Origin of the sequence: Xylophilus sp. ASV27 (genome assembly GCF_016428875.1) — a bacterium.
GTDB lineage: Bacteria > Pseudomonadota > Gammaproteobacteria > Burkholderiales > Burkholderiaceae_C > Xylophilus.
Genome location: NZ_JAELTO010000011.1, coordinates 49,187 through 58,372, shown reverse-complemented (window position 1 = coordinate 58,372; position 9,186 = coordinate 49,187). Strand labels below are relative to the sequence as shown.

Annotated in this window: 8 protein-coding genes and 1 pseudogene; 2 read left to right on the top strand and 7 right to left on the bottom strand. The window is 70.8% G+C overall.

Annotated elements, in window-relative coordinates:
- From JHD63_RS04300 to mutL, 4 genes and pseudogenes are all read right to left on the bottom strand, one after another.
- Nucleotides 1-644: pseudogene (locus JHD63_RS04300) on the bottom strand (hypothetical protein); the annotation flags it as partial.
- Between the two features lie 32 nt (nt 645-676).
- Nucleotides 677-1,618 (bottom strand): alpha/beta hydrolase, encoded by a 942-nt coding sequence (locus JHD63_RS04295; protein WP_198969502.1) that lies wholly within the window; start codon nt 1,616-1,618, stop codon nt 677-679.
- A gap of 110 nt (nt 1,619-1,728) precedes the next feature.
- Nucleotides 1,729-3,075, bottom strand: coding sequence for an NADP-specific glutamate dehydrogenase (gdhA, locus tag JHD63_RS04290; protein WP_198969501.1), 1,347 nt, complete (start codon nt 3,073-3,075; stop codon nt 1,729-1,731).
- A gap of 155 nt (nt 3,076-3,230) precedes the next feature.
- Nucleotides 3,231-5,084, bottom strand: coding sequence for a DNA mismatch repair endonuclease MutL (gene mutL / locus JHD63_RS04285; protein ID WP_198969500.1), 1,854 nt, complete (start codon nt 5,082-5,084; stop codon nt 3,231-3,233).
- Nucleotides 5,085-5,148: 64 nt separating this feature from the next.
- Here mutL and JHD63_RS04280 point away from each other — a divergent pair, with 64 nt between their 5' ends.
- Nucleotides 5,149-5,799: a DedA family protein gene (locus JHD63_RS04280; RefSeq protein ID WP_198969499.1), complete on the top strand. Its 651-nt coding sequence runs from the start codon at nt 5,149-5,151 to the stop codon at nt 5,797-5,799.
- A gap of 53 nt (nt 5,800-5,852) precedes the next feature.
- Here the strand turns inward: JHD63_RS04280 and JHD63_RS04275 are convergent, their stop codons facing one another.
- From JHD63_RS04275 to tsaE, 3 genes are all read right to left on the bottom strand, one after another.
- A complete protein-coding gene (locus JHD63_RS04275; RefSeq protein ID WP_198969497.1) occupies nt 5,853-6,065 on the bottom strand; it encodes a glycine zipper 2TM domain-containing protein in 213 nt (70 codons plus the stop codon).
- A 110-nt stretch (nt 6,066-6,175) separates the two neighbouring features.
- Complete coding sequence (locus JHD63_RS04270; protein WP_198969496.1) at nt 6,176-7,579, bottom strand: N-acetylmuramoyl-L-alanine amidase; 1,404 nt, start codon at nt 7,577-7,579, stop codon at nt 6,176-6,178.
- Nucleotides 7,576-8,103 carry a tRNA (adenosine(37)-N6)-threonylcarbamoyltransferase complex ATPase subunit type 1 TsaE gene (gene tsaE, locus JHD63_RS04265; RefSeq protein WP_198969506.1) on the bottom strand — a complete coding sequence of 176 codons (528 nt, stop codon included), beginning with the start codon at nt 8,101-8,103 and terminating at the stop codon, nt 7,576-7,578. The genes JHD63_RS04270 and tsaE overlap by 4 nt, the downstream gene beginning before the upstream one ends.
- On the opposite strand from tsaE, the gene queG reads away from it, so the two are divergent.
- Nucleotides 8,086-9,159, top strand: coding sequence for a tRNA epoxyqueuosine(34) reductase QueG (gene queG / locus JHD63_RS04260; RefSeq protein WP_198969493.1), 1,074 nt, complete (start codon nt 8,086-8,088; stop codon nt 9,157-9,159). The two genes, tsaE and queG, sit on opposite strands and share 18 nt — an antisense overlap.
- Nucleotides 9,160-9,186: the final 27 nt, after the last annotated feature.

Here is a 9,186-nt window from a genome sequence, read left to right as displayed (position 1 = left end):
CCCCCCCCCCCCCCCCCCCCCCCCCCCCCCCCCCCCCCCCCCCCCCCCCCCCCCCCCCCCCCCCCCCCCCCCCCCCCCCCCCCCCCCCCCCCCCCCCCCCCCCCCTTTTTCAAGCAGAAGACGGCATCCGAGATTTCCTGTACGGTCTCGTGGGCTCGGAGATGTGTATAAGAGACAGGCGCGGGCCAGCCGCGCGCGGCGGCCTCGGCCTCGATCGCGGCGCGCACCGCGGCGTCGGCCGGCGGCAGCGCGTCCAGGCCGTCGAACAGGGCCTTGAAGTACAGCATGGTGCCGCCCGCCAGCAGCGGCAGCGCGCCGCGCGCGCGGATCGCCTCCACCAGGCGCGTGGCATCGGCCACGAACTCGGCCGCGCTGTAGGCCTGCAGCGGGTCGCGGATGTCGATCAGGTGGTGCGGCACGGCGGCAAGCTCGGCCGCGCTGGGCTTGGCTGTGCCGATGTCCATGCCGCGGTACACCAGGGCGGAATCGACGCTGATGATTTCCACCGCGCAGCGCGGCGCCAGGTGCCGGGCGATGGCCAGGGCCGCGGCCGTCTTGCCTGCGGCGGTGGGTCCGGCAAGGCAGATCGCCGGCAGTGGGCGGACGGCGCGGTGGGCCGTACTCGCCGGGGAGGAGGGGGACATGCGGGGAGGGTAGCAGAGCCCGCCGCTACCCTCTAGCCGCGCGCGGCGACGGTGGCCGGGGCCGGTGGCTCCAGCCCGGGTGCCGGGCGCTGCGGCAGCGTATCCAGCCCGAACAACTGGTGCAGCGCCATGCGGTACTGCGCTTCGCCGACCGAATTGGTGCTGTGGTGCGAGCCGCCTTCGACCAGCACGAACTGCTTGGGGCCGGTGGCGGCGTTGTAGAGCCGGCGGCCCAGCGCGGCCGGGATCAGGCTGTCTTCGGAGCCGTGCACCACCAGCAGCGGGGCGCGCAGGTGCCTGACCTTCTGGATCGATTCGAAGCGCTGGGTGATGAACACCGACACCGGCAGCCAGCCCCATTTGAAGTTGCTCACCACGTCGGCGATGTTGGTGAAGGTGCCTTCCACGATCACGCCGCTGGCGTCCGGGACGCGGGTGGCCAGGTCGATGGCGATGGCGCCGCCGAGCGAGTGGCCGAACACGTAGCGCGCACGGCCGGGAAAGCGCTGGGCCAGCCAGTCCCAGGCCGCCTGGGCGTCTTCGGCGGCGGTGGTCTCGGAGGGCAGGCCGGCGCTGCTCTTGCCGAAGCCGCGGTAGTCGATGGCCAGCACCGAGAAGCCCATTTCCTGCATGCGGCGCATGCGCGGCGCCGAGCCGTTGACGTTCCAGCGCGCGCCGTGCAGGTACAGCAGCACCGGCGGGCCGCCGCCCGGCGTTTCGGCGGCGCTGCCCATGGGCAGGTTGGGGCGCGTGGCCGCCGGCAGCCACAGCGCGTGCAGCCGTGCCGGCGTGTCTTCGGACCGGGAGTGAAAGTCGATCCAGACGTCCTGCATGTCCGGCGCGGGCTGGGCATTGCCCCAGGCGCGGTCGCTGGGCTGGAAGATCCATTCGCGCTGCTTGTAGTCGAGCGTCGAGCAACCGGCCAGGACAGCCGCGGCAACCGAAACCGGCGCCAGCAGAGAGCGGAATTTCATGGAAGCAATCGACCCGTGGGGAGTGTGCAAAGTTTCCCGGATAACGTCCTTTGACCGGCTGTTACCTACAAGCAAACCCTGGGCCTGGCTTCTTTGAGCAGGGCGTTACCTCAGGTCACACCTTGCGCGCGCATGGCGTCGGCCACTTTCACGAAGCCGGCGATGTTGGCGCCGTCGATGTAGCTGATGCTGCCGTCCGGGCGGCCGCCGTAGCGCCGGCAGGCGGCGTGGATGCCCTTCATGATGGAGAGCAGGCGCTCGTCCACCTCTTCGCTGCTCCAGGACAGGCGCAGCGAGTTCTGGCTCATCTCCAGCCCCGAGGTGGCGACGCCGCCGGCGTTGCTGGCCTTGCCTGGCGCATAGAGCACGCCCTGTGCCTCGAAGTACCGCGCCGCCTCGATGGTGCAGGGCATGTTGGCGCCTTCGGCGACACAGGCCACGCCATTGGCGACCAGGGCGCGCGCGTCGTCGATGCCGAGTTCGTTCTGGGTGGCGCAGGGCAGGGCGATGTCCACCGGCACGTGCCAGGGGCGCTTGCCGGCGTGGAACTGCGCCGTCGGGCCGGCCGGGAAGTCCTTCAGGCGCGCGCGCCTGGCGTTCTTCCAGTCCATCAGGCGCTCCAGCGTCTCGATCGTGAAGCCTTTCTCATCGACCAGCGTGCCGTCGGAGTCGGACACGGTGACCACCGTCGCGCCCAGGCGCAGCGCTTTTTCGACCGCGTACTGGGCGACGTTGCCGCAGCCCGACACGGCGACGCGGCAGCCCTCGAACGACTGGCCGCGCGTGGCCAGCATTTCCTGCGCGAAATAGACCGTGCCGTAGCCGGTGGCCTCCGGCCGCATCAGCGATCCGCCGAAGGAAAGGCCCTTGCCGGTGAAGACGCAGTCGGCGCGGTTGGTCAGCTTCTTGACCATGCCCGCGATGTAGCCGACCTCGCGGCCGCCCACGCCCAGGTCGCCGGCCGGCACGTCGGTCTCCGAGCCGATGTGGCGGAACAGCTCCTGCGCGAAGGCCTGGCAGAAGCGCATGACTTCGCCTTCGCTCTTGCCATGCGGGTCGAAGTCCGCGCCACCCTTGCCGCCGCCCATGGGCAGGGTGGTCAGCGCGTTCTTGAGCGTCTGCTCGAAGCCGAGGAACTTCAGGATCGACAGGTTCACCGAGGGGTGGAAGCGCAGGCCACCCTTGTAAGGGCCGATGGCCAGGCTGTGCTGGATGCGGTAGCCGCGGTTGACCCGGACCCGGCCGGCGTCGTCGGTCCAGCAGACACGGAAGCTGATGATGCGTTCGGGCTCGACCAGGCGCTCGAGCAGGGCGTTGTCACGGTACTGGGGATGCTGCTCCACGAAGGGCCAGAGGCTCTCCATCACTTCGGTGACGGCCTGCACATATTCGGGCTGCCCGGGGTTGCGTTGCTCGACCTGGGCGAGGAATTCGTGGACGGTGCTGGCTTGGCTCATGGCGCTCCGGAGGGGTTGAAACAATCAAAAAATCCGGAATTGTGCCGCTTGTTGCACCAGTTATGTGCATGACGGCATGCGCTCATGTCGTTCATGCATGAATAAGGTGCGTTTTTGCCCTGGCGTGGGGCGTTGAATGCCCCATTGTGGGCTGGCTAACGCCCGCGCAGGAACAGCGCGTCCAGCTCGCGCAAGGTCAACTGGCGCCAGGTCGGGCGGCCGTGGTTGCACTGGTCGGAGCGCTCGGTGGCTTCCATCTGGCGCAGCAGGGCGTTCATCTCCTCCAGGCTCAGGCGGCGGTTGGCGCGCACCGCGCCGTGGCAGGCCATGGTGCCCAGCAGTTCGTTGCGCGCGCGCTGCACCACGGTGCTGGCGTCGTGCTGGGCCAGTTCGGCCAGCACGCTGCGCGCCAGTTCCACCGGGTCGCCGTGCGCCAGCGACGTGGGCACGGCGCGCACGGCCAGGGTGCGCTGCGAGAAGGGCGTGATCTCCAGGCCCAGGGTGCGCAGCACCTCGGCGCAGGCCTCGGCCGTGGCCACCTCGTGCGGCGTGGCGGCGAAGGTGGCCGGGATCAGCAGCGGCTGGCTGGCGATGGCGTCGGCGTCGATCTGCTGCTTGAGCCGCTCGTAGACGATGCGCTCGTGCGCCGCGTGCATGTCGACGATGACCAGGCCCTGGGCGTTCTCGGCCAGGATGTAGACGCCCTGCAACTGCGCCAGCGCGCGGCCCAGCGGCCAGTCCTGGGGGGCGTCGGCGGGCGCGGCCGGCGGCATGCTTTGCGCCGGCTGCCACAGCGCCTGCAGGTCGGACACACGCACGCCGACCTGGGGTGTGGATACTCTGAAATTGATAGCTGATTGCCTAGGAAAATCCTGGGCTTCAGGCCTGTTTGGCTTGAAAAATGGGCTGGAGGCAGGCGCGGACCCCGGTGGCGCGGCCGCCGGCGCGGCGGCGGGCCGCAGCGCGGCCACGGCCTCGGTGCCGGCGCGCGGGGCCGCCAGGGCGTTTTCCACGCCGTGGCGCACGGCCTGGTGCACCTCGCGGCTGTCGCGGAAGCGCACCTCGATCTTGGTCGGGTGCACGTTGACGTCGACGCGGGCCGGGTCCAGGGCGACGTACAGCGCGTAGACCGGCTGGCGCTGGCCGTGCAGCACGTCCTCGTAGGCGCTGCGCGCGGCATGGGTCAGCACCTTGTCGCGCACGTAGCGGCCGTTGACGTAGCAGAACTGCTGGTCGGCCCGCGCCCGCGCCGCGTCCGGAATGCCGGCGCGGCCGTGCACCGTGACGCCGCCGCTGGCATACTGCACGGCCACCGACTGCTGCAGGAAATCTTCGCCCAGCACGTCGGCCAGGCGCCGATCCTGCGCCTCTCGCGGCGTGCCGGTGCAGCGGCGCCATTGCTCGACCAGCCGGCCTTCGTGCCAGATGGCAAAGCCCACGTCGGGCCGGGCCAGCGCATGGCGGCGCACGGCCTCGATGCAGTGCGCCAGCTCGGTCGCGTCGGTCTTGAGGAACTTGCGCCGCGCCGGGGTGGAGAAGAACAGCTCGCGCACCTCGATCGAGGTGCCGGTGCCGCGCGCGGCCGGGCGCAGCTCGCCGCTGCGGCCGTCGAGCAGGAAGGCGCTGGCCTGCCCGGCCGGGCGCGACAGCAGCGACAGCTCCGACACCGAGGCGATCGCCGCCAGCGCCTCGCCGCGAAAGCCCATGGTGCCGACCGATTCGAGATCGTGCAGGCTGGCGATCTTGCTGGTGGCGTGGCGCTTGAGCGCCACGGAAAGCTCGGGCTGCGGAATTCCGCAGCCGTCGTCCTCCACCGCGATCAGGCGCACGCCGCCGGCCAGCAGGCGTACGGTGACCTGCGTGGCGCCGGCGTCCAGCGCGTTGTCCACCAGCTCGCGCACCACCGAGGCGGGGCGCTCCACCACCTCGCCCGCGGCGATCTGGCTGATCAGCTCGTCGGGCAGTTCAAGAATCGGGCGGCGGGGAGGCGGGGAGAGGAGGGCGTTCACCGAATGATTTTAGGGGGTCGCTCCAGCCCGGATAATCGCCCGCTGGCACGCCCCAAGGAGACCCATGGACCTGATCGCCCTCGCCATCGACTTCATCCTGCACATCGACCGCTACCTCGAAGCCTTCGTCGTGCACTACGGTGCCTGGGTATATGCGCTGCTGTTCCTGATCGTGTTCGTGGAGACCGGCGTGGTGGTGATGCCCTTCCTGCCGGGGGATTCGCTGCTGTTCATCGTCGGCGCGCTGGCCGGCGCCGGCCTGCTGCAACTGGGCATCGCGGTGCCGGTGCTGCTGGCCGCGGCCATCCTGGGCGACCAGTGCAACTACGCCATCGGCCGCGCCATTGGGCCGCGCGTGTTCCAGTGGGAAAGCTCGCGTTTCTTCAACCGCCGCGCCTTCGACCAGGCGCACGCCTTCTACGAGCGCTACGGCGGCATCACGGTGGTGCTGGCGCGCTTCATGCCCTTCATCCGCACCTTCGCGCCCTTCGTGGCCGGCGTGGCGGCCATGCACCGGGGCCGCTTCACGGCCTACAACATCGGCGGCGCCGTGCTGTGGGTGGTGGGGATCAGCGTGGCCGGCTATTTCTTCGGCAACCTGCCCTGGGTGCGCGAGAACCTGGAGAAGATCATCTGGGGCATGATCCTGATCCCTGGCTTGATCGCGATCTTCGGCGCCTGGCGCGCCGGCGGCAGCCAACGCAGCGCGGCCTGACAACAAAAAGGGCCTCGTGAAAGGCCCTTTTCAATGTGCGCAGGGGCGCGCGGTCAGCGGTTGTCCTGCCGGCGGCCGACCTCGTTGCCGATCAGCGCGCCGGCGGCGGCGCCGCCCACGGTGGCGGCCGTGCCGCCAAACAGGGCATTGCCGGCGACCCCGCCCAGGACGGCGCCGGTGCCGGTGCCCAGTTCCCGGTTGTTGGCGCAGCCGGAGAGGCCGATGAGCGCAGCGGCGGCTGCGGAAAGAAGCAATGTTGTCTTCATGGTGGTCACCTCATATGGATCATGAGGGTGCACTCTAGCAACCAGTTCTGCCGATGCCTGTAGGAGAAAGGCACCGGCGCCTGTCGTCTCGCGGCGTCTGGACTGGGCGATCACAGCGTGCGGCTGCGCGCAAGCGGCGGGTTGCGCGAGAAATAGCCGGCAATGCCGCGCATCAGGGCATCGGCCAGCTGCTGCTGGTAGGCCGGGTCGCGCAGCCGGGCTTCTTCCTCGGGGTTGCTGATGAAGGCGGTTTCCACCAGCACGCTGGGGATGTCGGGCGCCTTGAGCACGGCGAAGCCGGCCTGCTCCACCTCTCCCTTGTGCAGCCGCGCGAACTTGCCGAGCTGGCCCAGCATGGAGGAGCCGAGCTTCAGGCTGTCGTTGATCTGCGCCGTGGTGCTCATGTCCAGCATGGCGCGTTGTACGTGGGCGTCGCGCACGCCGGCCACGTTGACGCCGCCGATCAGGTCGGCCGCGTTCTCCTTGTTGGCCAGCCAGCGCGCGGCCGAGCTGGAGGCGCCGCGCTGGCTCAGCGCGAACACGCTGGCGCCGCGCGCCGCAGGCGTGGTGAAGGCGTCGGCATGGATGCTGATGAACAGGTCGGCCTGCACGCGGCGGGCCTTTTCCACGCGCACGTTGAGCGGCACGAAGAAGTCGGCGTCGCGGGTGAGAAAGGCGCGCATCGGGTTGCCGTTGAGCGTGGTGGCGTTGACGCGGTCGCGCAGCAGGTGGGCGATGCGCAGCACCACGTCCTTCTCGCGCGTGCCGCTGACGCCGGTGGCGCCCGGGTCTTCGCCGCCATGGCCCGGGTCGATGGCGACGATGATCAGGCGGTCGGTGCGGGTGCTGCTGGGCGGCGGGCTGCCGGGCGCCACCGGCGCGGTCGGCGTGGCCCGCGCGATCACCGGCGGCACGGGCGTGGCCGGCGGCAGGCCGGGGACGGGCCGGGGGTGCTCCATCTGCCGCGCGATCAGTTCGCCCAGCGGGTCGGGGGCCGGCGCCGCTGCCGTGCCGGCCTGGCGCTGCGTATCCTGCAGCCGCTGGGCGATCAGTTCTTCCAGGGGGTCGATCTCCTGCTGCGGGTACAGGTCGAACACCAGGCGGTGCTGGTAGGCGGCCACCGGCGGCAGCGTGAACACCTGGGGACGGGCGGGCTGCTTCAGGTCCAGCACCAGGCGCACCACGTTCGGCGCGTTCTGGCCCACGCGCACGCCGGCGATGAACGGGTCGTCGCTCTTGACCTTGGCCACCAGCTCGCGCAGCGCCGGGTTGAGTTCGATGCCTTCGATGTCCACCGCCAGCCGCGGCGGGCTCGGGACGAACAACTGCCTGGCTGCCAGCGCGCCGTCGGACTCGATGGTGACGCGCGTGTACTCGGGCGCGGGCCAGACCCGCACGGCGACGATGGTGGCGCCGCGGGCGATCTCCGCCACGCCCAGCAGCAGCAACAGGCTGCCGGACTGGAGCACGCGGCGGCGCGTGGGAGACGAGGACGGTTTCTGGTGACGTGTCATGCCGCGGCAGCCTCCAGCAGCGTGCCGCCGGCGGCGCTGGCGGCATGCAGTTGCACCGTGCGCAGGCCATCGGCGTCGGACTCGATGCGCAGGTCCAGATCGGCCGGCGGCAGCATGCCGGCGGCCTTCTCGGGCCACTCGGCCAGCTTCAGGCCGGGGCCGGCGAACAGCTCGCGAAAGCCCGCGTCGTCCCATTCGCGCGGGTCGTCGAAGCGGTAGAAGTCGAAGTGGTAGACCGCCAGCCCATCGGCCGCGTCATGGGGCTCCACCACCGCGTAGGTCGGGCTCTTGATGCGGCCCTGCACGCCGAGCGCGCGCAGCAGGTGCCGCACGAAGGTGGTCTTGCCCGCGCCCAGGTCGCCGTGCAGCGCGATGAAGGCGTTGCGCAATGCCGGCAGCGCGGCCAGGCGCCGGGCGCACGCCGCGGTGTCGTCCTCGCTCGGCCAGCGCAGCACGCGCGCGGCCGGCGGCGTGCCGGCAGGGCTGGTTTCTACAATCCCGGGGTGATGGTCGGCGGCAGTCAACAACTCTTCTCTCGGATTCAGGAATGGGCGCGCGAGCTGGGATTCTCCCAAATCGGCGTGGCGGGGGTGGATTTGTCCTCCGCCGAAGCGGGGTTGGTGTCCTGGCTGGAGCAGGGGTTCCACGGCAGCATGCACTACATGCAGGCCCATGGCCTGCGCCGCGCCCGGCCGGCCGAGCTGGTGCCGGGCACGGTCAGCGTGCTGACGGCGCGCATGGACTACCTGCCCAGGGCCACGCCGGAGGGCTGGCAGGGCATCGAATTCGCGCGGCTGCAGCGCCCCACCGAGGGCATCGTCTCGGTCTATGCCCGGGGGCGCGACTACCACAAGGTGCTGCGCGGCCGCCTGCAGAAGCTGGCCGAGCGCATCGCGCAGGAAGTCGGCCCCATCGGCCACCGCGCGTTCACCGATTCGGCGCCGGTGCTGGAGGCCGAACTCGCCGCGCGCAGCGGCCAGGGCTGGCGCGGCAAGCACACGCTGGTGCTCCACCGCGAGGGCGGCTCGATGTTCTTCCTGGGCGAGATCTACCTCGACCTGGCGCTGCCGCCGAGCGCGCCGGTCAGCGCGCACTGCGGGCAGTGCCGCGCCTGCATCGACGTCTGCCCGACGCAGGCCATCGTCGCGCCGCATCGGCTCGATGCGCGGCGCTGCATCTCCTACCTGACCATCGAGCACGCCGGGCCGATCCCGCTGGAGCTGCGGCCGCTGATCGGCAACCGCATCTACGGCTGCGACGACTGCCAGCTCGCCTGCCCCTGGAACAAGTACGCGCGGCCCAGCACGCTGGCCGACTTCGATGCGCGCCCGGACCTGTTCGGCCAGCCGCTGGCCGCGCTGATGGACTGGAGCGAGCAGGACTTTCTGCGCCGCACCGAGGGCGGCCCGATCCGCCGCATCGGCCACGCGCGCTGGCTGCGCAACGTGGCCGTGGCCCTGGGCAATGCGCTGCGCTCGGGCGCGGGCGGCCAGGCCGAGCGCGCCGCGCTGCAGCGCCATGCGCAGCACCCCGACGCGCTGGTGCGCGAGCATGTGGCCTGGGCGCTGGAGTTTTCTTGAGGAAAAGTGCCTGAAGCCCAGGTAATA